Annotated in this window: 20 protein-coding genes; 9 read left to right on the top strand and 11 right to left on the bottom strand. The window is 59.1% G+C overall.

The genetic code is table 11. From position 1 onward, the window contains the following. Nucleotides 1-42: 42 nt before the first annotated feature. From GSQ80_RS04745 to GSQ80_RS04735, 3 genes are all read right to left on the bottom strand, one after another. On the bottom strand, nucleotides 43-1680 hold the full coding sequence (locus GSQ80_RS04745) for a GspE/PulE family protein (protein WP_158786372.1): 1638 nt from the start codon (nucleotides 1678-1680) through the stop codon (nucleotides 43-45). A 37-nt stretch (nucleotides 1681-1717) separates the two neighbouring features. Next, complete coding sequence (locus GSQ80_RS04740) at nucleotides 1718-2911, bottom strand: type II secretion system F family protein (RefSeq protein ID WP_158786370.1); 1194 nt, start codon at nucleotides 2909-2911, stop codon at nucleotides 1718-1720. Between the two features lie 89 nt (nucleotides 2912-3000). Beyond that, complete coding sequence (locus GSQ80_RS04735) at nucleotides 3001-3867, bottom strand: Crp/Fnr family transcriptional regulator (RefSeq protein WP_158786368.1); 867 nt, start codon at nucleotides 3865-3867, stop codon at nucleotides 3001-3003. Nucleotides 3868-4105: 238 nt separating this feature from the next. Here GSQ80_RS04735 and GSQ80_RS04730 point away from each other — a divergent pair, with 238 nt between their 5' ends. Continuing rightward, a complete protein-coding gene (locus GSQ80_RS04730) occupies nucleotides 4106-4258 on the top strand; it encodes a hypothetical protein (RefSeq protein ID WP_158786366.1) in 153 nt (50 codons plus the stop codon). Nucleotides 4259-4538: 280 nt separating this feature from the next. Here the strand turns inward: GSQ80_RS04730 and GSQ80_RS04725 are convergent, their stop codons facing one another. Continuing rightward, complete coding sequence (locus tag GSQ80_RS04725) at nucleotides 4539-4925, bottom strand: iron-sulfur cluster assembly accessory protein (RefSeq protein ID WP_158786364.1); 387 nt, start codon at nucleotides 4923-4925, stop codon at nucleotides 4539-4541. 560 nt (nucleotides 4926-5485) lie between these two features. Between GSQ80_RS04725 and GSQ80_RS04720 the strand changes: the two genes are divergently transcribed. After that, nucleotides 5486-5764 carry a hypothetical protein gene (locus GSQ80_RS04720; protein WP_158786363.1) on the top strand — a complete coding sequence of 93 codons (279 nt, stop codon included), beginning with the start codon at nucleotides 5486-5488 and terminating at the stop codon, nucleotides 5762-5764. Between the two features lie 266 nt (nucleotides 5765-6030). Further along, on the top strand, nucleotides 6031-7224 hold the full coding sequence (locus tag GSQ80_RS04715; RefSeq protein ID WP_158786361.1) for a pyridoxal phosphate-dependent aminotransferase: 1194 nt from the start codon (nucleotides 6031-6033) through the stop codon (nucleotides 7222-7224). Between the two features lie 96 nt (nucleotides 7225-7320). Here the strand turns inward: GSQ80_RS04715 and GSQ80_RS04710 are convergent, their stop codons facing one another. After that, nucleotides 7321-7791, bottom strand: a complete 471-nt coding sequence (locus GSQ80_RS04710) for a hypothetical protein (protein ID WP_158786359.1) — start codon at nucleotides 7789-7791, stop codon at nucleotides 7321-7323. Between the two features lie 103 nt (nucleotides 7792-7894). After that, complete coding sequence (locus tag GSQ80_RS04705) at nucleotides 7895-8761, bottom strand: prephenate dehydratase domain-containing protein (protein WP_158786357.1); 867 nt, start codon at nucleotides 8759-8761, stop codon at nucleotides 7895-7897. 148 nt (nucleotides 8762-8909) lie between these two features. Between GSQ80_RS04705 and GSQ80_RS04700 the strand changes: the two genes are divergently transcribed. Beyond that, nucleotides 8910-9059 carry a lmo0937 family membrane protein gene (locus tag GSQ80_RS04700; RefSeq protein ID WP_158786355.1) on the top strand — a complete coding sequence of 50 codons (150 nt, stop codon included), beginning with the start codon at nucleotides 8910-8912 and terminating at the stop codon, nucleotides 9057-9059. A gap of 119 nt (nucleotides 9060-9178) precedes the next feature. Beyond that, complete coding sequence (locus tag GSQ80_RS04695; RefSeq protein ID WP_158786353.1) at nucleotides 9179-9523, top strand: CsbD family protein; 345 nt, start codon at nucleotides 9179-9181, stop codon at nucleotides 9521-9523. Nucleotides 9524-9608: 85 nt separating this feature from the next. Here the strand turns inward: GSQ80_RS04695 and GSQ80_RS04690 are convergent, their stop codons facing one another. Genes GSQ80_RS04690 through GSQ80_RS04675 form a run of 4 tightly spaced genes read right to left on the bottom strand, consistent with a single transcriptional unit; the run spans nucleotide 9609 to nucleotide 19191 of the window. Then, on the bottom strand, nucleotides 9609-10475 hold the full coding sequence (locus GSQ80_RS04690) for a UbiA-like polyprenyltransferase (protein WP_158786351.1): 867 nt from the start codon (nucleotides 10473-10475) through the stop codon (nucleotides 9609-9611). Nucleotides 10476-10529: 54 nt separating this feature from the next. Continuing rightward, a complete protein-coding gene (locus GSQ80_RS04685; RefSeq protein WP_158786350.1) occupies nucleotides 10530-14933 on the bottom strand; it encodes a translocation/assembly module TamB domain-containing protein in 4404 nt (1467 codons plus the stop codon). After that, the gene (locus tag GSQ80_RS04680) at nucleotides 14930-15802 is read right to left on the bottom strand and encodes a peptidylprolyl isomerase (RefSeq protein ID WP_158786349.1); all 873 of its coding nucleotides are present in this window, start codon (nucleotides 15800-15802) and stop codon (nucleotides 14930-14932) included. The genes GSQ80_RS04685 and GSQ80_RS04680 overlap by 4 nt, the downstream gene beginning before the upstream one ends. Nucleotides 15803-15804: 2 nt before the next feature. Next, the gene (locus GSQ80_RS04675) at nucleotides 15805-19191 is read right to left on the bottom strand and encodes a POTRA domain-containing protein (RefSeq protein WP_254059445.1); all 3387 of its coding nucleotides are present in this window, start codon (nucleotides 19189-19191) and stop codon (nucleotides 15805-15807) included. Nucleotides 19192-19480: 289 nt separating this feature from the next. On the opposite strand from GSQ80_RS04675, the gene GSQ80_RS04670 reads away from it, so the two are divergent. The 3 genes from GSQ80_RS04670 (at nucleotide 19481) to GSQ80_RS04660 (ending at nucleotide 21900) form a co-directional block, all read left to right on the top strand. Beyond that, nucleotides 19481-20656, top strand: coding sequence for a ThiF family adenylyltransferase (locus GSQ80_RS04670; RefSeq protein WP_158786348.1), 1176 nt, complete (start codon nucleotides 19481-19483; stop codon nucleotides 20654-20656). A 252-nt stretch (nucleotides 20657-20908) separates the two neighbouring features. Continuing rightward, the gene (locus tag GSQ80_RS04665) at nucleotides 20909-21604 is read left to right on the top strand and encodes an RNA polymerase sigma factor (protein ID WP_158786347.1); all 696 of its coding nucleotides are present in this window, start codon (nucleotides 20909-20911) and stop codon (nucleotides 21602-21604) included. Next, nucleotides 21601-21900, top strand: coding sequence for a hypothetical protein (locus tag GSQ80_RS04660; protein WP_158786346.1), 300 nt, complete (start codon nucleotides 21601-21603; stop codon nucleotides 21898-21900). Before GSQ80_RS04665 ends, GSQ80_RS04660 begins: the two co-directional genes overlap by 4 nt. Nucleotides 21901-22093: 193 nt before the next feature. On the opposite strand, the gene GSQ80_RS04655 is transcribed toward GSQ80_RS04660, so the two are convergent. Then, nucleotides 22094-23155, bottom strand: a complete 1062-nt coding sequence (locus GSQ80_RS04655; protein ID WP_254059443.1) for a cytochrome c3 family protein — start codon at nucleotides 23153-23155, stop codon at nucleotides 22094-22096. On the opposite strand from GSQ80_RS04655, the gene GSQ80_RS23230 reads away from it, so the two are divergent. Continuing rightward, a complete protein-coding gene (locus GSQ80_RS23230; RefSeq protein ID WP_254059442.1) occupies nucleotides 23154-23738 on the top strand; it encodes a hypothetical protein in 585 nt (194 codons plus the stop codon). The two genes, GSQ80_RS04655 and GSQ80_RS23230, sit on opposite strands and share 2 nt — an antisense overlap. Nucleotides 23739-23865: the final 127 nt, after the last annotated feature.

Here is a 23865-nt window from a genome sequence, read left to right as displayed (position 1 = left end):
CCATTCAACGTCCCGTTTATGAAAATCGACCCAATCCTCCCCTTACCGCCCCTGCTCAATGAATGTGACCTTATTAATCTCCCGCAGCGTAGTAATCCCCGCCCGCACTCTCTCTAAAGCCGAGTCTCGCAGGAACGACATGCCCTTGTCCCTCGCCTTCTTCCGAATCTCCGACCCCGGCCGCTTCTCCAGCAGCATCTCCCGAATCTCGTCGTCCAGTTCCAGCAGTTCATGAATTGCCGACCGCCCGCGATATCCCGTCCCACCGCACTCAATGCAACCCGGCCCCTCCTTGAACACCACGTCCCGCCACTCCGAAGGCACCAACCCGTTCAGCTCCAGTTCCGCATCCGTGTAGTGCACATCCTTCACACAGAACTCGCAAACCTGCCGCACCAGCCGCTGCGCCAAAATGCAGTTCAGCGCGGACACAAAGTTGTAAGGCTCCACGCCCATGTTCAGAAAGCGCCCCAACACATCCACCACGTTGTTCGCATGCACCGTCGTGAACACAAGATGCCCTGTCAGCGCGGAATTGATCGCAATCTGCGCCGTCTCTGCATCACGGATTTCGCCCACCAGGATCTTGTCCGGATCATGCCGCAAAATCGATCGCAACCCGCGCGCAAACGTCAGGCCTTTCTTCTCGTTCACAGGAATCTGCGTGATCCCGCGAATCTGATACTCAACCGGGTCTTCAATCGTGATGATCTTGTCCTCTTCACTCTTGATCTCATTCAGCGCCGCATACAAGGTCGTCGTCTTACCCGAACCCGTTGGCCCCGTCACCAGCACCATCCCGTACGGCTCCTTGATATACCGCCGAAATCGCGTCAAATCCTTCTCCGCAAACCCCACCACATCCAGCGAAAGCTGCTTGAACTTCTCCGACATCGACTCTTTATCCAGCACGCGCAGCACGGCATTTTCGCCATGCACCGTCGGCATAATACTCACGCGGAAGTCTATCAGCCGCCCCTTATACCGCACCCGGAAGCGTCCATCCTGCGGCACGCGACGCTCCGCAATATCCAGCTCACTCATGACCTTGATACGCGACAGAATCGTCTGGTGATGCTCCCGCGCAATTGGGGCCATCGCCTGCTGCAGCACGCCGTCAATGCGGTACTTCACCAGCAGGCAATCGTCGTAGGTCTCCAAATGAATATCCGAAGCCCGCCGCTCGAGGGCCGTAAAAATCGTCGTATCCACCAGCCGGATAATCGGAGAAATATCATCGTCCGCCGTCAGCTTCTCAATCGAGATATTCTCTTCCGCATTCTCCTCGTTCGAGAGCACATCGAACGCCAACCCCTCGCTCGCCTCATCCAGCACGCGCTGCGACTGCTCATTCTTTTTCAGCAGGTCGGTAATCTGGCTCAGCGTGGCCACGCGCGTCACAATCCGCGCCCCCAGCAGCCCCGCAATCTCGTCAATCACCATCAGCTTCGACGGGTCCGCCACCGCAATCGCCAGTCGCCCCTCACTCTGTTCCAGCGGCACAAAGTTATAGCGGAACATCATGTCCACCGGCACCGACTTAAACAGCTCCACCTGGATCTTGAAGTTCTTCAGATCGACAAACTCAGCGTGATAGCGTCGCGCCAGCATCTGCGCCCGCTCCACCTCACTAAGCGCCTCATTGCTATACGGAATCGCGACGGGAATTGTACTTGCCATAATGTTTGGACTCCTCAAAAACGCAACAGTCTACTGCCTACCCGCCAACGCCATTCAAACTAAATATCGGCAGATACAGCGCAATCAACACAATCACCACCACCACGCCCATCCCAATCAGAATAATCGGCTCCACCAAACTCATGATCGCAGCCAGCGACGTCTGCACGTCCTCCTCAAAAAACTCCGCCACCGAGTTCAGCATCTGCGGCAGCGCGCCCGTACTCTCCCCAACCTCAATCATCTCAATCGACAGCTCAGGAAACACCCCCGTCCGCTCCAAGCTCAACGCTAGCCCTTTACCCTCGCGCACCGTCTCCACCGACACCCGCACCGCCTTCGCAATCGACCGCGACTCAATCGACCGCGCCGCCGTCTCCAAACTCGGCACCAGCGGCAACCCGCCCGTCAGCAGCGTAGCCAGTGTCCGAGAAAATAGCCCCACCTGGTACTTCAGCCACACCGTCCCCAGGATCGGCGTCCTGATCCGAACCCTGTCGATCAAATCCGCCCCAGCCTCGCTCTTGCTCCACCGCACCAGCAGGTACCCGATCAGCACCAACACCGGCGCAATATACAGCCCATAATGCTGAGCATTCTGCCCCAGCGTGAGCAGCCATAGCGTCAGCGTCGGCAGCTTCGTCCCTAACTGCGCATACAGCGACGCAAACCGCGGCACCACAAAGGTAATCAGGAAGGTAAACAGCCCAATCACCATCACAATCAAAAACGCCGGATAAATCAGCGACGCCCGCAGCTTCTTCCGGAACGTCAACGCCACCCGCTGGAAGTCCAAATACCGCTGCAAAACCTCTTCCAAATTTCCCGACCGCTCTCCCGCCAGCAGTGTTGTCGTGTACACCAGCGGCACGGTCCCCTGCGCCTCAAACGCCGCCGAGATCGACTCGCCCGTCTTCACCCGCCCGCCAACATCCTCCAACTGCGCCCGAAAGCTCAAATCCTTCTGCCGCTTCGCCAACAAATCCAGCGAACTCAATATCGGCAGACCAGCCCGAATCAGCGTTAAAAACTGCTGGTTGAAGATCAGAAATATGTCCAGCTTAACCTTCTTCTTCGCCGACCGCCCCAGCGTAGACCGCGGCTTTACCGAATACACCAGGTAACCCGCCTGCGTAAACCTCGACCGCAGCTCCTCGGCCGTCGCCGCCGCATGCGTCTGCTCCTGCACACGGCCACGTTCATCGGCGAGTTTGACAATAAATTCGTTCATGCGCGCAGTTCGGCTCTAAACAGAGGGCTCTCTGCCATCTTAGACGTTCAGCCCGCCGTTTCGCCTCTATGCGGTAAACCACCCGCATTCTAGCGTTTTGGCGTCTTCGTCTTCTTCGCCGCCGCCCCGCGCCCCACGAAATCTTTGTGTCCCAATGTGTCTGTCCCGCCAGCCCCATTGCCTCCTGCCGGCGCAACCACCTTTGCCATCTTCTCGCCCGCCAGTGCTCCCGAAGCCTCCATGTCAACCTCTCCCGCCAGCACCGGGTGGCTATACAAGCTCGCATACAGCTCTTTCGTAATCTGATAACAGTCGCACGACGCCGCCTCCAACGCCGCGCGATCGATAATCTTCACTTTTCCGCGCTGATACTTGATCAGCCCTTCGCGTTGCAGCACACCCGCGATCAATGTCACCGTTGTCCGCCTCGACCCCAGCATCATTGCCAGGAACTCCTGCGTGAAGTTCAGCGTGTCCGTCTGCGTTCGATCCTGCGCCATCAGCAGCCACCGCGCCAGCCGCTCTTCGTTGTCATGCAGACGATTGCATCCCGCCAGCTGGCTCAAACTCACCGCCTGCTCCTGCACAAACTCCAGCAAGCGCTCCCGAATCTCCTCGTTCGCCCGGAAACAGTTCATCAGGTCAGCAAAGCGTATCCGCAGCGCCGTCGCCTCCAACTGAATAAAGCAGCTCGTCGACACCTTCGCCGGCCCCAGAAGGTGAAAGCTCCCCACCACCCCTTCCCGCCCAATCAGCCCAACTTCGGCCATTCCCCCGTTTTCCATCATCGCCACCACCGACGCAATACCCGACGTCATGAAATACGCGTACATCGGCGCAATTCCCGGCTCATATAGCGACTTCCTAAGCGGTAGGTCGACCTCCACGCACAACCGCACAAGAGAATTCCGGCTCTCTCGCGACAGCGATTCTAGAAAAAGATTTTGGTATTTCAAGGCCGCGCGCACTCCTTCACATCCGTTCGCAAGGGAGTCCGCAATACAGTTCAGCGGCTTTCACGCACCGGGGTCCAGCCCGTCGTTAGCACCTCGACGGGTGATGTAGACCATACTCTTTTATTCCATGCTGGGTCGGCTGATAGATAGAAAGTGTTCTTAATTGAACAGACAGGATGCTTGCGAGCGCATATCTTCCATGGTTGTATATTTCGATTCGGTGTAAAGGATGCCGCGCATGCCCATGCTCACTCCCGCTTCCGTGCTAGTGTTTGGGCGGGACTACCAGCTCGTTCACACCCGCGGCCTCATCCTTGAAAAGGCCGGCTTCCAGGTTCGAACCGCCTCCAGCCTCCCCGACATCCAACAGCTGCTCTCCGAACCTCGATAGATGTCATGCTGCTCTGCCATTCGCTCTCCATCCAGGAGTGCGCAGACGCCTGGCCATCACCCACGAGCGTTGGCCGCGGATCCAAACCATCGCCCTCGTCTCCGGCTCATCAGGCTGTGGCTCCAAATCCGCCGATACCATCATGGAAGCAAGCGAAGGTCCCGCCAAACTGATTAGCGCCGTCCACAGACACCTGAACTAGACCCCACCTAAGCTCTACCCCACGCAAAAAGGCCTCGCCATAATTTGGCGAGGCCTCTTTGCTAACAATCTCGATTGGTTACACGCTGAAGCTCGAACCACAACCGCAGGTCGACTTCACCTGGGGATTCTCAAACTTGAATCCCGCAGCTTCGAGCGTCTCCACATAGTCCACCGTGCATCCGTTCAGATACATCGCGCTCGTCGCGTCCACGAAAACCTTCAGGTCGTCAAACCGCGCAATCTTGTCCATCATCCCAGCCGCGTTCTCAAACGACATCGAGTACTGGAACCCCGAACACCCACCACCCGCAACACCGATGCGCAGCCCTGCCGGCACCGGATCCTGCGTCGCCATAATCTCCTTCACCTTCGCGATCGCGGCGGGCGTAAGCACAACCGGCGACGACGGCGGTGCAGGCGCATTCACAACTTCTACGGTCGGATTAACGGCGGCGGTAGACATAATGGGTATCTCCTCAAATCTCAGGCTTGTTTCGGTTCTGCGTCCGGACAGACCTTCTTCCCAGTCTAGCCCCGGGCGTTGGTTGCAGCAAGCCACAACCATTCCCATATTGGATGTTCCTGTACCGCGCTGGATTCTTTACCCCCTACCAACCCCGACAGGGAACTTGCCCCCGTCTGCAATCCGACCGCGGACCCCCTGCAATTCAACGGCGTACCATCCAGGTATGCGATTCTTGGAAGCCCTCGCAACCGCCTTCTTTCGAACCTTCGGCATCACCCAGCCCAGCGACGGAGCCCTCCGTCGCGCCGTCTGGTTCCTTTTTGGGCTTTTGACCCTCATCGTGTTCGCTATCGGAACCGCGACTATCATAGTTTTCCACAATATGTAAACTAAAGTTCATAAAACCGATGAACCAAGGTAAGTTACCATAAAATGTTAGCAACAAAGCACTTTTGGGCGTATTCTTTGCTTGCCGGCCCTACCTACCGTCGGGCTCACGCCGACTGTGATCTCTGCGGTATTTGGGACTAGGCCATCCTTTTTTTCTGGGGAACACCATGAACACACTTCATATCGTGGCCGTAATCTGGGGCATTTGCGTTACTGCTTTCGTTGGTCTGATGGTCTACCGTGGCACTCTCACGCAGCACGAAACAGATCAGCTTTTTCTAAGCGAGACCGCTCTTCCGATGGCCCAGGAAGAGAACGAGGAGATCATCCGCCGGGTTAACTTCATCCAGCCCTTCTGCGCTGGTGCCGGTGGCGTTGCCGCCCTCATGACCGTGCTCGTCTTCGGTATCTGGGTCGCGCAAATGGTCGCCAAGTCGCGTTCCTAGGTTTAGATGTCTGACGACTGGCCCACCGACGTGTTGGGTTACCGCGCAGCATGGCCTGTTGAAAGTCCAGTAGCCTACTCCCCGTGAGTAGGCTTTTCATTTTCCGTCACCAGGTTCTCTCGAAGTTCATCGCCTTTTGCGGCTAGCTAGACGCCAGCTCTCACTTCAGGATTTCGACGGCATCCTCTCTCTCCGCTTCCTGACTGCATACATGCGATAAAGTGTTTGCAGCCCCGCACCATAAAACCACTCTGCAGGTGACCGCCATGTCGTCATCCCATCGATGTCCGTCTTTCGAATCTTCCCGCGGTTCGTCTTTAGGATCCTCCCGCCGTTCTTTCCTGCAACTGGCCGGTCTCGCCGCCACGTTCCCTCTCATCTCCGAGGGCCATCTCGCCCGCGCAGCGCAACAAGCCGCAGCGCCGAAAGCTCCCGACGACTTTCCCCACATCACCAACCCCAACGCAGTCATGATCAACGCGAACGAGAATCCGCTCGGTCCCTGTGACGCCGCGCTCGCCGCCATCACCACCATCGCGCGCACCGGCGGACGTTACGATGCGACCGGCTGCGAAGCCGAGCTAACGGCGCAGCTCGCCGCTGAATTCGGCGTCCCCGCCAATCATCTCGCCATCTACGCAGGATCCAGCGAGCCTCTGCAGTTTGCCACCCTCGCCTTCACCTCTCCCACGCGCAGCTATGTCACCGCCGACCCCAGCTATGAGGCCGGAATGGTCGCCGCCAACGCCGCCGGAGCCAAGGTCATCAAAGTCCCCCTGACCCGCACCTACGCCCACGACGTCCGTGCGATGATCGCCGCCGATCCCAATGCGGGCGTCATCTATATCTGCAGTCCGAACAATCCCACCGGGACATTGACACCAAAGGATGACATCCTTTGGGCACTCGAACACAAACCAGCCGGCTCCATCCTCCTCGTCGACGAGGCTTACATCCACCTCAGCGGCTCCCCGTCGGTAACCGACCAGGTCGCCCTCGGCAAGGACATCGTCGTCCTCCGCACCTTCTCCAAGATCTACGGCATGGCCGGAATCCGCTGCGGCGTCGCCTTCGGACGCCCCGATCTCCTCGAAAAACTCAGCCTCTACGGCCGCAACCCACTCCCGGTTACCGCCATCGCCGCCGCCTCCGCCAGCCTCAAGCAGTCCGACCTCGTTCCTACCCGGCGTAAAATCGTCACCGACACCCGCACCTCCACCTTCGTCTGGCTCGACAGCAAGGGCTACAAATACATCCCGTCCGTCTCCAACTGCTTCATGATCGACACCGGCCGCCCCGGCCGCCAAGTCATGGCCGCCATGCGCCAGCAAGACGTCTACATCGGCCGCACCTGGCCCGTCTGGCCAACCTACGTTCGCATCACAGTAGGCACGCCCCACGAAATGGAACTCTTCCAGACCGCCTTCGAAAAAGTCATGACCACCCCAGTCTCAGCTTGAATTTTGCTTCCTTGGCACAAAAACAAAGCTGCATTGTCATCTCCCAACAGGAGTAGATGGCAATGCAGTTGTTTGGAAAACGATCGTTCGGTTTCGCTAGTTCTTAACGTTCATAGCGTCAGAGTCGACGGCCTTCTTGCCGGTAATTCCCTCCAGAGCAGCAAGCACCCCGCGGTAATCGCTCTTGTCACACTGCATCGCGAAACCACCCTTCTGGTCACCATTAGCCCAGGTGAGGCCGACAAAGTGTTTCTTCGATTTGCTGAGAGCCAGGAGCGCCCCCAATCCAAAGGAAAAAATCGCAAGCCCAATCGCAGCTCCGACGCGGCGGTGCACATCCTGCCCATACGAAATCTCTGTGACGCTACCCGCCGGGATCGTCACCAATGTGTCCTTGCCATGGACGATCCGAATCTGGTTTGGATCAATGAACAGCTTTGCGTCCGTGCCAGCTTTAATTCCCGGAAGCGACCCGCCGTCGTAGTTGATCTTGTAGGAATTCTCATCACTTGCAAACGCGGCGACTGGGAACAATAGACAGAGAAGGACCGCAATGACACGCTTCATGAAACTCTCCTTGGCATGAATGGGGAACTATATGGATGGAAGAACTATATGGTTCGCCACTCACTGACGCAAGGAGAATACGGACGCAAAACCCACCAACGTCTCACGCAGCCGCGTACCGCCCCAACTCCTTCACCATCCCGCAATGCGGAGCCAGCGAGCGAACCGCGCGATCCGCCATCGCCTCATCCGCATAGCGCAACTCCACATAAAACACATACTCCCACGGCTTTCCCGGCACCGGCCGAGACTCGATCTTCGTCAAATCCACCCCCGCATCGCGCAGCTGCTCCAACGCCGCAACCAGCGTCCCCGGCCGATGCTCCACAGCAAAGGCCAGCGTCAACTTATTCGCCACGCCGAAGCCCTCCACCCGCGCATCTACATCCCGGCGCAGCAAATGAAACCGCGTAAAATTCTGCGCGTGGTCTTCAATCCCCGCCACCAGCGCCTCGGCTCCGTACTCCTTCGCCGCCAGTTCTGGAGCCACCCCCGCGGTATCCCGCAGCCCAGCCTCCATCAAATGCTTCACACTCCCGGCGGTGTCGTAGAACGGCACGGTCTTCGCCTGCTTGAACTCCCCCAGAAACTTCCGGCACTGCGACAGCGCCACTGGATGCGACAGCACACTCCGAATCTCCTCCAACTTCACCCCCGGCGCGGCAATCAAATTGTGTCGAATCCGCAACAGGCTCTCGCCGTCAATCCTCACCGGGTTCGCCAGTAGCAGATCATAGTGTTCCGCCACCGATCCATGCAGGCTGTTCTCAATCGGCAACACCGCCGCGTCCACCCGCTGCGTCAGCACCGCATCGATCACCTCGGCCGAGACGCCGCACGGCACCACCTCCACATCGCCCAGCATCTCCACCGCAGCCATGTGGCTGTTCGATCCGCGCTCGCCCTGGATCGCAATCCGACCTAAACCCGCGCCGATTGTCCGCTCCTGCAAATTTCCTTCACTCACCATGCAACTCCCGCGCCCTCATAAAGATTCTCCCACGCACAGGACAACCTCGCCTCTCCGCCCCGCAACTTACCATAACGAACGCTGCGATGCTGTCGGCGGGACTCTCGGGTGGCGCAACCCTGGCCGCACGATCACTTAGGAGCGCGTCATGCTTTGGACGATCACTGTCATCCTGGTAATTCTTTGGCTTCTCGGCCTCGTCAGCGGTTATACGCTCGGCGGCTGGGTACACCTTCTGCTAGTTCTCGCCGTTATCGTTCTTATCTTCAACCTGCTGTCGGGTAGGCGAGCACTCTAAGCCAACCCGCAGCCAATGAATCAAACCGCGGCCCGGATATGACCCCATGTCCTGGCCGCATAAATGTTACGCAAGCAGAATTATTTCCTGGCGTCCTGCTTGAGAAGGGAATTTGGGCTATGAGCACTGCAACCGAAAACAAACTGAAGGGCAAGTTTGATGAAGTCGCCGGCAAGGTAAAGCAGTCCGTCGGTGAAGCCACCCACAACGACAACCTCGCCAACAAAGGGACAGCGCAGCAGGTCAAAGGCCACGCCGAGCAAGCCTGGGGATCGGTCAAATCAGCAACGAGCGACACAGCCGCCGATGCCCGCGCGCGCGCCAATGAATCCCGCGCAATCCACGAGAACGAGGGGGAACACAAGGCTCACGACGTCCGTGAGTCCATTGCCTCGACCGCACAGAACGTCAAGAACAAAATCCAGGACAGCGTCGAAGACTTCCGCGCCAAACACGACCGCTAGTCCCAATCAAAGTCACAGAGATTGACCGAACCGAGGTTAAGCGAAGAGGCCCGCATCAGCGGGCCTCTTCGTTTAACCCGTCTACCTAGCGTCGGTGCAGCACATCCACCGCCACCGACACAAAGAACACCACCGAAATAATCCCATTCAACGTAAAGAACGCAGCGTTCATGCGCGTTAAATCCGTCGGGCTCACAATCATGTGCTCATAAGCCAGCAGCACCACCACAATGCACATCCCTACCAACGCAATCACGCCCAGCCCAAACACATGCAGCATTACGAACAGCAGCACCACCACCCCCAGGTGCATCACTCGCGCAATCCAGAACGCGCGTTCCAGCCCAAACGCCGCTGGCACACTGAAGAGCCCAACCTTGCGGTCATAATCAAAATCCTGGCACGCATACAGCACATCAAAGCCGCCAACCCAGAGAATCACGATGGCAGTCAACAGCGCCGCCCGCGGCGAAAAGGTTCCTCGCACCGCAATCCATGCTGCCGCTGGAGCAATCCCCAGCGCCAGTCCCAGCACCAGGTGCGACCACCGCGTCACCCGCTTCATGTAGCTGTAAGCCAGCACCACCACCAACGCCAATGGCGCACATTCCAACGTCAACCGATTCAGCAGCGCCGCTCCCACCAGGAACACGCACGACGCCACAATCGTAAACACCAACACAAATCCCGACGACAAATGCCCCGCCGGAATCGCCCGCATCGCCGTTCGTGGATTCTCCGCATCGAGTCGCGCGTCCACCAGCCGATTGAACGCCATCGCTGCCGACCGCGCAGACACCATGCACAACACGATCAGCCCCAGCACCCGCAGCGTCGGCCATCCATTCGCGGCCAGCACCGCGCCCGTCAAAGCAAACGGCAGCGCGAAGATCGAGTGTTCCCACTTGATCATCTCCAGCGTAACGCGCGTACTACGAAGAACGTTTTCCATCTCTATCTATCGTAATTGCTGCGGCCGCACCCTAACATCCGCCTGAACAATCCGTTATTTATACCGCTTCCGAATCTTGAACACGAACGAGAACACGCCCGACTCATCGCGCGTCGCCACAATCGAATACTGCTGATTCAACTGGTACTGCACCTGGATCAACTGCTGCGCCGTCTCGTTCACATTCGTCGCAAACACCAGCGTCAACTGCTTCGACAGCGGTTCCGACACCGTAATCCGTGCCGACGAATTACCCAGCGTGCCAATAAACGCCGGATCGATCTTCACCGACCCCGCGCCAAACAGCTTACCTACGCGGCTCGCCACCGTGGCATTCAGCGCTCCGCCCAGCAGCGCGCTCGTCGTCGGATCCGCCCCTATCTGCGACTGCTGCTCCTGGTACAACTGGGCCTCCTCCTGTGTTCGTCCCAGCGCCAGCAGGTTGAAAATATCCGCCTCCGTCAGCGGCGGTTCCGATCGATACGTCGGCTTCAGATTCGTCACCGTTCCATGCACGCCGATCGTCAAGTCGTAGTTCTCCACCCGCGCCGTCGCGTCCAGATCGATGGTCGGATCGATCCGCACCGGGTTGCTGAAATAAATCGTTCCTCGTTGCAGCTCATACTTTGTACCGAGATACGTCGCGCTCCCATCCGTAATCTGGATCCGCCCCAACACACTCGGCTGCGCCAGCGTCCCACGCACCGTCAGATTCACCGACCCCGCCAGCTTCGCGTACGAGTTCTGAAAATCCAGTTGCGGCGAGCTCGTAATGTGTACATCCAGCCGAATCTTGTTTAGCGCTGAATCCGGATCCGGCGGCGCCTGCACGCCTCCTGCAGCAGACAGCGCGGCGAAGTCCACATCCGCGCCCACACCAAATCTCGTCACCAGAATATTCCCCGAAAGCAGCATCGACTGCGGCTGTCCCTGCAGTCGAAAGCTCGCATTCGCTGTCGCACTTAAACCGTTGTAGCGCACGCGCACCACGTCGCCGGTAGCCGTAAGGTCTGCAAACAGGCCCTTCTGGTACGCCAGGTAGCCGCCGATCTTTAGCTGCCCGCCGCCCGTCATCGCCGTCATGGTTTGCACCTCCAGCCGGTCTTCGTTGAACACCAGTGTCCCATTCAGATTGCTCAGCCCGTTCGCAATCCCTTCGATGGAAAGATTGACATTCTGGAACCGCACATCACCCGTAAACGTCGGCTTCTTCATCCGCCCACCAGCAGCCACGTTGAACGTCACCTTGCCCGAACTAATCAAATCTGGATTGAAGGTCTTCGCCAACGCCATGCTGATGCTGCCATTCGCATGCACCGCCATCCGTCCACCCAGCGGATTTGGATCGCCGAAGACGACCGCTGTGCCGTACACAAGAAGGTCCGTGTCCTGACCGATCACATGGATCTGATCCAGGGTCACTGTGCCATTGCGCAAGCTCGCACGCGCCGGCTCTGCCGCCTTCAACTCCACCCCCTGCAGCTTTAAGTCGAGTTCATTAAACTCAGCCGACCCCACCATCACCTTCGGCGTCGCCGCTGGGCCCGACACATTAATTGTTCCCGCAATCGCCGAGCTCCCTTTGAACGACCCCGGTGCCATCAGCGTAATCACATTCGCAATATCCAGCCCGCTTATCGTGAGCTTCGCCTTCGTCTCATAGTCGCCCAACAGCGACGTCTCACCGCTCCCATTCAACTGCGCACCCACCAGCTTCGACTGCAGTTCGTAGTTCAAATTCGAACCCGCACTATCGGCCTTCGCCTCCAACCCACCTAGCGGCTTACCCTGCACCGAGATTTTCTCGAGCGTCAGCCGCGCATGCAGATCCGGCTCCTGCAACGTTCCATTCGCAATCGCCGTAAACGACAGCACCCCATCCGCATCCGGCTCTGCCTTGCGAATCGTATCGAACTTCGATAGCTGCAGATTGTTGCCGCTCGCCTGCGCGCGAATCAGCTTCGTGCCCAGGTTGTACCCCGCACTCCCCGTGATTGAAAGCCCATGCGCCTCCAGCAGCACCTTGGTCAGGCTCACCTGCTGTCCCTCGGCTGCTATATCCACCGCAATCTTCTGGTAATTTTCCCCGTACGCCACACCGTTGGTCAGCGTCACCATGCCGCCGCCAATGATGTTGTGGATCGTACCGCTCCCGCTCAGATCCAAATTCACCGTGCCCGTAACCGGAACCTTCGCCTGCATTCCGGCAATCTGCAAGACATCCGTCGCCTGCCCATTCGCAAGCTTCGCCGACGCATCAATCTCCATCTCCTTGTCCCACGCATACGTCCCTGCCCCATGCAAAATCTCGTGATGAGGCTTCACCGTCCCCACCAAATTCAGCACCGCCGTGCCGCGCTCAATCGTGGACGACACCACCGTCACGCCCCCATTCGGCGAATAGTCCGCATTGGTCACCAGCGAATCGATATGTACATCCGGTACATCCTCCCCGAATTCACTCGCCTGCAGCACCAGGTCATTCGCGGTCAAATGACCCTTCACCTCCATATTGCGAATCGCACCCTTCGCCGTGCCCACAAAATTCGCATTCCCATGCAGCACCACTGGAATCGCCGCCGCGCCCTTTCTGCCATTCCCCTCAAACGCCAGCGTCTGCAACAGCTGATCGAACTCGCCCAGATCCCGCGTCTGCAAATTCACCTGCAGATTCGTCAGAGGGTCTCCCACATTCACACCCAACACCCCATTCGTTGTGAGTGTGGCCGACGGACTCCGCAGCGTGAGCTGCGCAATATTCACGACCTCGATGCGGCCGTCGTAATGTCCCACCACCTCCCCACTCACCGGCACATTCGATAGCGCGCCCTTCCGCCTCACTCCCGTTGGAGCGAACGTCAAATGCGCCTGCACCTGCACCGTGTCAGAAATATCCTTCTCCGGTCCGCCCCACTCCACCGTCGTCGGCCCCGTGATCGACGTGTCGAATCCCAAGTCGCCATAGCCTGGAGTCGCCGTCGCATCCATGATCGTGCGCAGCGGTATGCGTTCCACCACCACCGTCAGATACGCATGCGCGCTCTGCACCGGCGCCGACTTCAACGAAGTGATGGGAGCCTTCGCCCCAATGCTCTTCGCCCCCGAGTTCACCGTCGTCGCTGCCGCAACCGTCGTCGGAGAGCTGGCCGCAGAATCCGGCGAAGCCTCACCCAGCCAGTTCTCGATCTTCAACTGCCCCTTCGCATCGCCCCCACCCGGCAGATACCCGCTCAGCGCGGTAAACAAAAGTTCCGTCGGCGTAATGTGCAGATCCGCTCCACCATTGATGCCCTGCAGCCGCACGTTTTCGTCACGATACGCAATGTCGTGCATCTTCATCGAGCCCACCAGGAGATATCCCGCCGCGCAGTTCGGATCCGGCGGCAACACCTTCGCACTCGGCGGCAGATGCTTGTGCCCTTGCCAGAAGTGCGGATTCTTCTGCGCCACCTGCGGCGTCACCGAGCAGCTGTGCCCATTCACCTTCAGATCAAGCGTTCCCCCCTTCAGCCCCTCCACATCGGTCAGATAGCCCAACTGCTTCACATCGACATTGCCCGTTACCGAAGCCTGCCACTCCGGGCTGGCGAAGTGCTGCACCAGGGCATCGGCAGTCAAATGGGTTAATAAGCCACCGTCCGGAGTCGTCGAGAAATCCAGGCTCTTCAGCGCAAACATGTCACGCCCCAACTCCGCCGTCAGATGCATCTTCGACTGCACCTCTTTCTCGTTGGCCAGCTTCGTCCGCAGATCCGCCAGGTCGATCGTTATTCCATAGTGATCAGCCTTTCGCTCATAATGCGCCTCCGCGCTCACATCCTTCGCCGCTACATTGAACGGAACCGCCTTATCATTCACCACCGCCAATCCATCTACCAGCTCAACCTTGCGCGCTCGCAGATCCAGCAACGTATCCTCCACCGACTTGTTGCTGGTACTCCGATGCTTGGGCACCGGCGCGTTGCTGTGTCCGTTCTTATCCATGATCAAGTGAAAGTGCGGCTGCTCCACCCGCAGGTACCGCAAGCTGATCCGCGACTGCGGCCCCAACCCCCGCACATGCGTCAGGATCATGTTGAGGTGCAGGCGCAGAAAAATCTTCGACGCCGACAAGTACGGCATCTCTCCTGGCGCCTCCGTTCCGTGAATCACCAGCCCATCCGCCTCGACCGCTAGGTGCCACAAGTTAAACGAAATGTATCGCAACTCCACGCGCCCACCCGTAGCGTTCTCCAGCGTGCTCACCACCTCGCCGCCCACGCGACGCTGAAAGTCCGCCGTGCCCGTATACCACGTAGCCACCAGCGCCAGCACTGCCACCAGCCCCACCAGCACCAACCCAACCCATGCAAACCCCCGCAGCACACGGTGCCTCTTCCTGGTCACATGCGCAGTCGATGTCGTCTCTCCCGTTGTCACAGTCTCGTCGGGCGGCGGCAATTTCGCATCGTCACTCATCGCGCCTCCTCTCCCGGATGCAACACCACCACGTTACCCTGCGCGCGCAAACTGGCCAGCCAATCATCCAGCAGCTTCGACACCCTCTGCTGCAGAAGCACCTCCTGGATTCGCCTCGAGATCGTGCGCATCGGCGGAGGCGTCACGTGTTGCGCGGCATACTCTGGCAGCATCGTCTTCGTGTAGTACTCCTGTATCTCGGCCGGCAAAATCCGTATTCCCATGCGGAAGCGCTGCTCAATAAACGCCAGCACCTCCATCCGCTGCCGCCACAGGGTGGTCAAACTCTCTTCGGTAAATCCCTCGCTCGCCAGGAACTTGTCCCAGCCTTCCTCCGTCTCGCAGTGATACTCCGCGCAAGCCGGTATCGACTTCCGCAGCGCATCGAGATCCTTCGCCGCCGCCTGCTCCGTGACCTCGCCAGCCGGCTGCAACTGCACCTGCTGCAGAATCAAATCCCGATTGATCAGCCGTTCGATCGCCTCGTCCCGGTTATAGGGCCCGCTCGCCTCGCGATACGGCAGCAACGCCGCAAACCGTCGCTCCCTATCCACATCGCTGTCCAGAATCAGCTGGCTATTCACGATCGCCACCACCCGATCAACCTCTTCACCCTGGGCCGGCGGCATCCCCGGCAGCGTCGGCTCCACGATCTTCGTCGGCCCTGCCTGCGACTGCGCCACCGAAGGCACCGATCCCGCAGGCAACGCGGGCACCGCAGGCGCGGCCGTAGTCCCGGTCGGCACCACGGGCACCACCGGTGCGTTCTGCGCGATACACCGCGGCACCCACATCAACAGCGCGCACAACAATAGCAGCGTCCCTCCGCCCCATTGCCTGCTCTCGAGTTGTGCCGCGCGTCGCATCATCGTTAGAAGCTCTGTCCAATACTGAAGAAGAAGTTGAAGTGGCTAGCCTGCCCCACATAAGGCGCAGCGCCCGTATAGTCGTCAAACACCGGATAAATTGGCGGATTCAAGTTCCAGCTGAAGTCCACGCGAATCGGTCCCACTGGCGTCCCATACCGAATGCCCAGCCCCACCGCGTCCGAGTAATAGTTGAAGTTGCAGGTGCCCACCGCTTCCGACGCATTGCCGCCAGCGGCCGCGAGCGGCCCCGCCAGGTCCCTGCACTGTGCCTTGTCCGGCTGATGAAAATGTTCGATGCTCTTGAACATATCTCCCGAATACTGAAACGCATTGCCCATATCCCAAAACAACACAAACGAGATGCTGCTGCCCACCAGCGGCAGCGTTGGCGGAGGCATACGCAGTTCGAACGTGTTCACCACCGCTCCTCCTCCACCCACCGGATACCCTGTCGTGCCATCGCGCGGCCCTCCGTCATTGATCCCGAACCCGCGATGCGACGTCGCTCCACCCACATACAGCCGCTCCGGCAGCGGCACCGCATTGCACGTCGGATTGGTCTCCAGTAGTGGTCCTGCGCAAGCCGTCGGTTGCACCCCAATCTGGTCGCCGCCATTAAACGCATTCGGATTCGGCCCCCACGACTTTTCAAATCCAATCCGCAGACTGCGCGCAAACACGTACTTCCGCTTCCCGAACGTGTAATACGTCGACTCCGTCCCGTCCAACTTGTTGAACCCAACCTCCGATCCGAATTGGGTTGCCGCCAGAAATTCCGTCAACGAAAAATAGTTTCCCTTTCCCGCATTCAGAGGGCTCGGATCCCGCGTGTCATGGATCCACGTCACCTGCGGCCCTCCCACAATCGCCGGCTCCGACAACTGCGGAATCAAATTCGGCGTGATCGCCAGCGAGTTCGGATCCACCGACACCCGCCGATACTCAAAGTCGTAAATAAACGTGTCCGCCCGCTTCGCCTTCTGCACCATCCGCACATCGCCCTGCAGCGTCGACGACGCGAACGTCGTAATGTTCTGCACATTCGAGTAGCCGCCCGAAAGGCTTCCCGTCAGCCTCCTGTTCCCAAACAGCTGCGGCACATTGAAACTCAGCGTCGCTATCTTTTCCAGCAACCCGTACGCCGTGCGCAGCGTCAGCGAGTCCTGCGTCCCGCGCAGATTAATCCGCGACACATCCAGCGATACCCGCGGACTCACCCCCGCCTTCCCGTTCTGCGCCGCCGTCCCTCCCTGCGTCTCGCCCGTAATGAGGGTCGGCGTCCCCGTCTGCGCCTCGATCCCAAACCCGTACGTAATATCCCACCGCTTAGCTTCGGTTACTTGCACCAGCACATTCTTCTCCGGCGCATTCCCCATTGGATCCTGCACCGCTGTATTCACTTCACTGAACAGCGCCAGGTTGTAAAGATTTCTCTGCGTCTGCAACAACGCCGACTGATCCAGCGGATCGCCTGCGTGCACCAGAATCTGACCCTGCACCACCTTCGGCCGCGCGTGCACAATCCCCGAGAGCAGTACGTTCTGCACCATGACCCTCTGCCCTTCGCTCACCGTCAGTTCCACATCGGTGCGCGATTCATTCGTATTCTCCTTGGCCTGCGCAAGCTCCACCCGCGCTTGATCGAATCCGTGCGCCAGGTAGTAGTTGAGAATCGCGTCGCGGTCGCCCGACAGGGTAATCAGCGAAAACGGTTGTCCCGTCTTCGAACTCAGCATCGCCAAAATATCCTTCCTGCGCTCCTCCGCCACGCCCGTCAATTCCACGTTGCCAAACTTCTGTTGCGGCCCCTCATGGATCGTGAACACCACCTGGATCTGTGCCTCTTTCAAGTCCGCTCCATGCGGCCCCTTGTCCTCGTCCTTCACCTCCGACGTCACGTTCACCGCGCTGAATCCGTTCGCACGATACAACGCCTCAATCGAGCTCACATCTGCCGCCAGCAGCTGCGCGCTATATCGTCCGCTGCGCTGGTACGCGTCGGCCTTCTTCACCCGCATCACGTCCTCCAGCGTGCTGTCGTCGAAATACTTGTTCCCCTGCAGCTTCACCTCGGTCACCTTGTGCTTCCTGCCCGGATCCACCGTGTACACCACCTGCACCTGCGCCGTCCCCGCGCCCAGTATCTCCACCTTGTCCGTGACGTCGAAGTACCCACTCTGCTGCAGGAAGTCCTTGATGTTGAACGCACCTTCATTCAGCAGATCGATATCCACCGCGCCTTCCGCATACACCGGAACCAGCAGCTTGACGCGCGACTTCGACAGCTTCACCCCATTCACCACCACCTGCACCACCGGCCCCTGGTTCGCCGAGAAATCGTAATCCACCTGCCGCCGCGGCGCCGCGTAGATCGACTTCTGCAGGCTGATCGTTCCTTCCAGCCGTTCCTGCTTCTGGTAGTACTCCCGCACGCCCGACAGCGCATTGCTGGTCGTCTCGCGCGTCACCTTCAGATCGCATGCGCGGCCAAACAACTTATCCCACGACGTCGTCAGCCAGCTGCAATTCAGACGCCCCTTCTTCCGGAACGTCGCCACATCGATCCCCGCATCCGTTCCCCCAACCTCCACCGTGCCAACCCGCGCCTGCGGTCCCGTCTCGATTGTGAATGTCGCATTTACCTGACGATTCACATCATCCACATCGGTCGCCAGCGTCACCTTCGGAATAAAAAATCCGTTCTCCGCCAACGACTCCTTCACCGCCTCCACTGCCGTAGTAAGCGCGCCATTCGCAAACGGTACTCCCGGCTCCAGCCGTGTCGCAAACTCCAGCAACGACGCCAGCCGTTCACTCTTCACCCCGTCAATCGTCACCCGCCCCACAAAATACTGTGGCTGCCCGGAATACACCAGCGCCACACCCTTCCCCTCCGGCACCACGCTTGTGCTGATATTCACGTAAAGCCCCGACGCAAACAGACGCCGCAAATCCGCCCGCACCTTGTCCGGATTCAGCGGCTCGCCCACCTTCTGCGACAACTCCCCAACAATCGCATTCTTCTCCCCAAACACCACTCCCACAAACCGGACGGCCGTCACCGTTGTGCCCGCCTTCGCCCACAGGCTCGTCTGCAACGCAGGAAGTGCATCGGTCACCTGTGCGCTCTGATTCTCCGCGCTCGGATGCGGCGCCGGCGGAGCAACCGTGTCCACCGTCTGCGCCCGCACAGCCGTTCCCACGCATCCCAGCACCAGCAGCATCGCCCATCGCGTCCATCCCCACGGACGCGTCCCACCCTCAACCCCCAGCAGGCGCGCGGAGAGTCGCTTCATCTCGCGCTCGCCCAACCACTCGCTCCGCGCCAACGCCGCTATCCTCTCAACCTTCAATTTCGCAAATTCGAAAGCCGCCCTGTCTCTCGTCAATCCATCATCCTGCGGCCCGTTCCGCACAGCCTCAAAACACACGGCTTTCACGCATCCCGTATGGGTTTCATTTTACAGATGCAATCCACGCTCCGCGGGTTCGCTCCCCCTTACCGACCCCCTCCGGATTCCCATCGACGAACCTGACCCAAGAGACCTGTCATCCTGAGCGCAGCCGAAGGACCCCGAGGCTCTCATCTCACCCACAACCCTCATTCTCTTTCTCACACGCACTCGCAGAACCTGTGGCAGACCCGAGCCCGCCCTCCGCAAACCGTATACTTCGCTTATGTCTGCGTTGACCACCCACGACCTGACCACCCCCATCCCAGACCCAATCTCAGATGCAGACCGCTACTCCCGCCAAATCCTCTTCGCCCCCATCGGCCAAGCCGGCCAGCAACTCCTCGCCCGCGCCCACGTAGCCATCGTCGGCGTAGGAGCCACCGGAGCCGCCACCGCCAGCCTCTTAGCCCGCGCCGGCGTCGGCCGTCTCACCCTCATCGACCGCGACTTCGTAGAGCCCTCCAACCTCCAGCGCCAAATGCTCTTCGACGAAGACGACGCCCGCGCCTCCCTCCCCAAGGCCGAAGCCGCCCGCCGCCACCTCGCCCGCATCAACTCCAGCGTCCACATCGACGCGCACATCACCGACCTCGTCCCCCAAAACGCCCCCGGCCTCCTCTCCGCCGACATCGTCCTCGACTGCACCGATAACTTCGAAACCCGCTACCTCATCAACGACCTCTGCGTCCGCGACCACCGCCCCTGGATCTACGCCGCCGCCGTAGGCGCCTACGCCGCCACCATGAACATCCTCCCCCGACCAATCCCTTCCGAAGTTGCACACCGTCATTCTGAGCGCAGCGAAGAACCCCCGTATTTGCAGACGGAGCGAAGCGACGTACCGCTATCCTCTATCCCCTATCCCCTATCCCCTGCAACCGCCTGCCTCGCCTGCATCTTCCCCTCGGCCCCCTCCGGCAACATCGAAACCTGTGACACCGCCGGCATCCTCTCCACCGCCGTCAACCTCGCCGCCTCCCTCCAGGTCACCGAAGCCCTAAAGTTCTTAACCCACCAACCCGATCGCATGCGCCGCACCCTCCTCTCCTTCGACCTCTGGGCAAACACCCGCTCCGAAATCAACACCTCCACTCCCCGCGCCGACTGCGAAGTCTGCGGCCAGCGCATCTTCCGCGCCCTAGCCGGAGAGCAGCGCCCCCACATCACCCTCTGCGGCCGCAACTCCGTTCAGATCCACCAACACAACCACCCCCTAAACCTAGCCGAGCTCGAAACCCGCCTCCAACCCTTAGGCCAGGTAAGAGCCAACGGCCTCCTCCTCCGCTTCACCTACGACCCCTACACCCTCACCGTCTTTCCTGACGGCCGCGCCCTCATCCAAGGCACCACCGACCCGGGCCTGGCCCGCTCCCTCTACGCCCGCTTCCTCGGCAGCTGACCCCGCAAGCTTCAGCTCTACTAATCAACCGAGAACTGAGAACTGACAACCGCCTTCCGGCAGTTAGGGTACACTTGAATCAACAACAAACCCTTTCCTGCTATCACCTTAGCCACCCCAGGAATCCACCGGACAACCCTCCGGCTCATTCCTCAGTCCAAGCTCTTGAAACCTTTATCTATCGCGCAGCGTTCAACTCCTGAGTACGTGAAGAACCTGCGCCGTTCGATTTAGCCGAGAGCGGACAAATTCATGGAACTTCAAGGCCTACCTAGAATGCAGACGAAACCGAACCCCGGCTTTTTCAAGCGGAACGCTCCAATTGCCGGTGAAGCTGAAGCCATCGAGCGCGCCAAAAATGGCGACCCCGATGCCTTTGCCAAGCTCTACGCCCTCCACAAACGCCGCGTCTACACCCTTTGCCTGCGCATGCTCGGCAACGTCTCCGAAGCCGAGGACATGACCCAGGAGGCCTTCCTTCACCTCTTCCGCAAGCTCGGCAGCTTCCGCGGCGAGAGCGCCTTCTCCACCTGGCTGCACCGCCTCACCGTCAACCTCGTGCTCATGCATCTGCGCAAGAAGGGCCTCCAGCTCGTCTCGCTCGAAGAGACCATCAACCCCTCTGAAGAAGACGCGCCAAAGCGCGACTTCGGCTCCCGCGACACCATGCTCTCGGGTTCGGTCGACCGCGTCACGCTCGAGCGCGCCGTCGCCCTGCTTCCCCCCGGTTACCGCATGGTCTTCGTACTCCACGACGTCGAAGGCTTCGAGCACAATGAGATCGCCACCATGCTCGAATGCTCCACCGGCAACAGCAAGTCCCAGCTCCACAAGGCCCGCCTCAAGCTTCGCGAACTCCTTCGCGAGTCCCAGGCCCTTCAACCCGCTTCAGTTCAATCTGCAGACAGCCTCGCAGAGCCCGCAGCGCAGAAGGGGATCACACGATGAAAGATCTCGCTTCAGCCAATCTCGACAACATGACCACCGCAGAGTTTGAAGAATATCTCCCCGAGCTCTTCGAGTCCGGCGGCGGCTCCATCAGCAAAGACCCCCGCTTCGCCAACTTCTTCAAAGCTCATCCAGACTGCGCCTCCCTGGTCCGTGACCTCGAAACCATCGCCGAACAAGCCAAGAGCCTCTTCGAACCCAGCGGCGAAGGTTCCGGCTCCGAACCCAGCGACGCCGTCTGGTCCAACATCGCCAGCAAGCTAAAAGAAGAACCCCCCACCACTAAAGAAAACTAGCCACCCTTCCACCAATTCCCTTCGTACCCTCAGGCACCCGCCTGTTCGCCTACGAAGGGAATTCGCTTTTAACCTCAAGCAGCCGACAAACCAACGCCAAAGAATCAATAGCCCCTCAACAATCTCATCGGCCCATTCCCAATTACCAGCCACTGCAGTTGCTCGAAACCCAACTTTGCGGGAGCTTCGCGAGCTACTGTCCAACACGCCACGGCGAAGTTGTTGTCCAGCTTTGCAACTCTTTCTTTGCCCACGCATTTGACTTCCCTACATGGCAGCTCGTACAGGGATTGGGTACACCCGAACTCTCCGTCAAGCTCGGCGTGATGAAGCGGAACGTATGTGCATGGACGAAGTTGTCTTTGATCGTGGCCTCGATCTTCGGCATATGGCAAGCCACGCACTCACTGCCGGCACTCCCCTCCGCATGATGAGTGTGAGCGCTCACCGTTCCCTTAAGTCCTGCAGCATTTTCCATCTCTGCCGCGTGGCAGCTCAGACAGAGCGCGTTCCCCGGCAGCTTCAGGCTCGCTACGTTCGCAGTGCTGTGGACATCGTGGCAGTCGAAGCAACGCAGCTCCCGGTGGTACATCGTGCTCTGCACGAAGTCGTTGCCCTGCATCCGGTTCTTGTGCGCCGTCATGTCGGCATATTGATAGAAGTTCGTCACACCCGGCTTCAGGTCTTCCAGCTTCCAAATATCCGCCAGGCGCTGCCCGGGCAGATACCCCACCGGCCAGTCATAGACCTTCCCGTCCGCCGAAGCTGTTACCGGACGACCCTGGCTATGGCATTGGATACAGGTGTCATTGCCACGCACGTAGTCCAACGTCTCGGGATTGACGATATTCTGTTTCGTTGGATGCGCCGCATGAAGGCTTCCTGGCCCGTGGCACTTCTCGCACCCGACATTCCACTCCGTGACCGTCTTTGTTGCGATGTCATAGTTCACGGAGTGGCAACCGTCGCACGTTGGTCCCGTAGGTCGATCAAAGTTGCTGGGACCGTAGAACGGCAGCCACCAATCGGTGCCCGTCTCAGCGTGGTATGGCAACCAATGCTTTTTCGCAACGTCCCATTGAGCCGGGAGCGGAAAGTAGTCATCACCGCGCTTGGTAAAGTACCTCTGCTTCCATCGGCTGCCGTACACGAACGCCACCTCATCGAGTCCGAACGTCCGGACCGGATCGGCCGTTGAGAAGTCTCCCAAGACCGCGTCAGGATGTGTGTGCGGATCGCGAACGACATTCGCCATGCGGGTTTTTTCCCATCCTTTGAACTCCTTTGCATGGCAGTGTTCGCAGGTCGCAGATCCAACAAATTTCGCCTTCGCTTCTTGCGCAAGCGCGTCGGGCATCGTCAAGAATAACGAGCAGAGAAGCATCAACGCTTCGAGCAGCGATTGGATAAAACGCCTTCCCAAGGGGCACCTCTATGCTTCTGCGATCAGCGTATATCAGGCCTGTCGAAAAAGTTGTCACAGTGATGTCACGGTGACTGAGGCATCGCTCGGGTTCGGACCGAGCAAAGACAGAAAGCTCCTCCGAGAAATTCGGCCCGAAGCAAGTGGCACCCTCGCTCACAAACGGTGTCTTCGGAAACTTAAGCTGACCTTGCCGAAAACCAGATTTTGCGAACGAGTGTTGAAGGCCAGATATTTCTTCGCTGTAAAACAGCAAACCGCCCACCACCCAATCAACCGTTTTGTGACGGATGCTATTCTCCTCAGCATGCTAACCAATGAGTTTTGGTACGGTTTCCTGCTGGGCGCCGGTTTGGTGTTCTTTGTATTTTTCGTCTCCCGTTTGATAATCCGCAACCGCAAAGAGGGTCGCTAGCTTTATCCCAAACAACGCCTGACGGTGTTTGTGCCGGTGGCTTCCATCGACGTTGCGCGCCGACCGAGGCGTACACTGGGTCGGCAATCATTCGGAAAACCAACGATTCGCTGGGCATTGCCGCCCG

The sequence above is a fragment of the Granulicella sp. L46 genome (assembly GCF_009765785.1).
Taxonomy (GTDB): Bacteria; Acidobacteriota; Terriglobia; order Terriglobales; family Acidobacteriaceae; genus Granulicella.
This window is presented reverse-complemented; position numbering and strand designations above follow the sequence as displayed.

What these genes read in the sequence shown, in the direction of transcription:
- GSQ80_RS04705 (WP_158786357.1), bottom strand. Translation starts at nt 8,761, where the DNA reads ATGGTGAGTGAAGGAAATTTGCAGGAGCGGACAATCGGCGCGGGTTTA.
- GSQ80_RS04665 (WP_158786347.1), top strand. Translation starts at nt 20,909, where the DNA reads ATGGAACTTCAAGGCCTACCTAGAATGCAGACGAAACCGAACCCCGGC.
- GSQ80_RS04730 (WP_158786366.1), top strand. Translation starts at nt 4,106, where the DNA reads ATGCCCATGCTCACTCCCGCTTCCGTGCTAGTGTTTGGGCGGGACTAC.
- GSQ80_RS04720 (WP_158786363.1), top strand. Translation starts at nt 5,486, where the DNA reads ATGAACACACTTCATATCGTGGCCGTAATCTGGGGCATTTGCGTTACT.
- GSQ80_RS04740 (WP_158786370.1), bottom strand. Translation starts at nt 2,911, where the DNA reads ATGAACGAATTTATTGTCAAACTCGCCGATGAACGTGGCCGTGTGCAG.
- GSQ80_RS04710 (WP_158786359.1), bottom strand. Translation starts at nt 7,791, where the DNA reads ATGAAGCGTGTCATTGCGGTCCTTCTCTGTCTATTGTTCCCAGTCGCC.
- GSQ80_RS04660 (WP_158786346.1), top strand. Translation starts at nt 21,601, where the DNA reads ATGAAAGATCTCGCTTCAGCCAATCTCGACAACATGACCACCGCAGAG.
- GSQ80_RS23230 (WP_254059442.1), top strand. Translation starts at nt 23,154, where the DNA reads ATGCGGGTTTTTTCCCATCCTTTGAACTCCTTTGCATGGCAGTGTTCG.
- GSQ80_RS04690 (WP_158786351.1), bottom strand. Translation starts at nt 10,475, where the DNA reads ATGGAAAACGTTCTTCGTAGTACGCGCGTTACGCTGGAGATGATCAAG.
- GSQ80_RS04670 (WP_158786348.1), top strand. Translation starts at nt 19,481, where the DNA reads ATGTCTGCGTTGACCACCCACGACCTGACCACCCCCATCCCAGACCCA.
- GSQ80_RS04655 (WP_254059443.1), bottom strand. Translation starts at nt 23,155, where the DNA reads ATGGCGAATGTCGTTCGCGATCCGCACACACATCCTGACGCGGTCTTG.
- GSQ80_RS04680 (WP_158786349.1), bottom strand. Translation starts at nt 15,802, where the DNA reads ATGATGCGACGCGCGGCACAACTCGAGAGCAGGCAATGGGGCGGAGGG.
- GSQ80_RS04715 (WP_158786361.1), top strand. Translation starts at nt 6,031, where the DNA reads ATGTCGTCATCCCATCGATGTCCGTCTTTCGAATCTTCCCGCGGTTCG.
- GSQ80_RS04685 (WP_158786350.1), bottom strand. Translation starts at nt 14,933, where the DNA reads ATGAGTGACGATGCGAAATTGCCGCCGCCCGACGAGACTGTGACAACG.
- GSQ80_RS04700 (WP_158786355.1), top strand. Translation starts at nt 8,910, where the DNA reads ATGCTTTGGACGATCACTGTCATCCTGGTAATTCTTTGGCTTCTCGGC.
- GSQ80_RS04725 (WP_158786364.1), bottom strand. Translation starts at nt 4,925, where the DNA reads ATGTCTACCGCCGCCGTTAATCCGACCGTAGAAGTTGTGAATGCGCCT.
- GSQ80_RS04695 (WP_158786353.1), top strand. Translation starts at nt 9,179, where the DNA reads ATGAGCACTGCAACCGAAAACAAACTGAAGGGCAAGTTTGATGAAGTC.
- GSQ80_RS04745 (WP_158786372.1), bottom strand. Translation starts at nt 1,680, where the DNA reads ATGGCAAGTACAATTCCCGTCGCGATTCCGTATAGCAATGAGGCGCTT.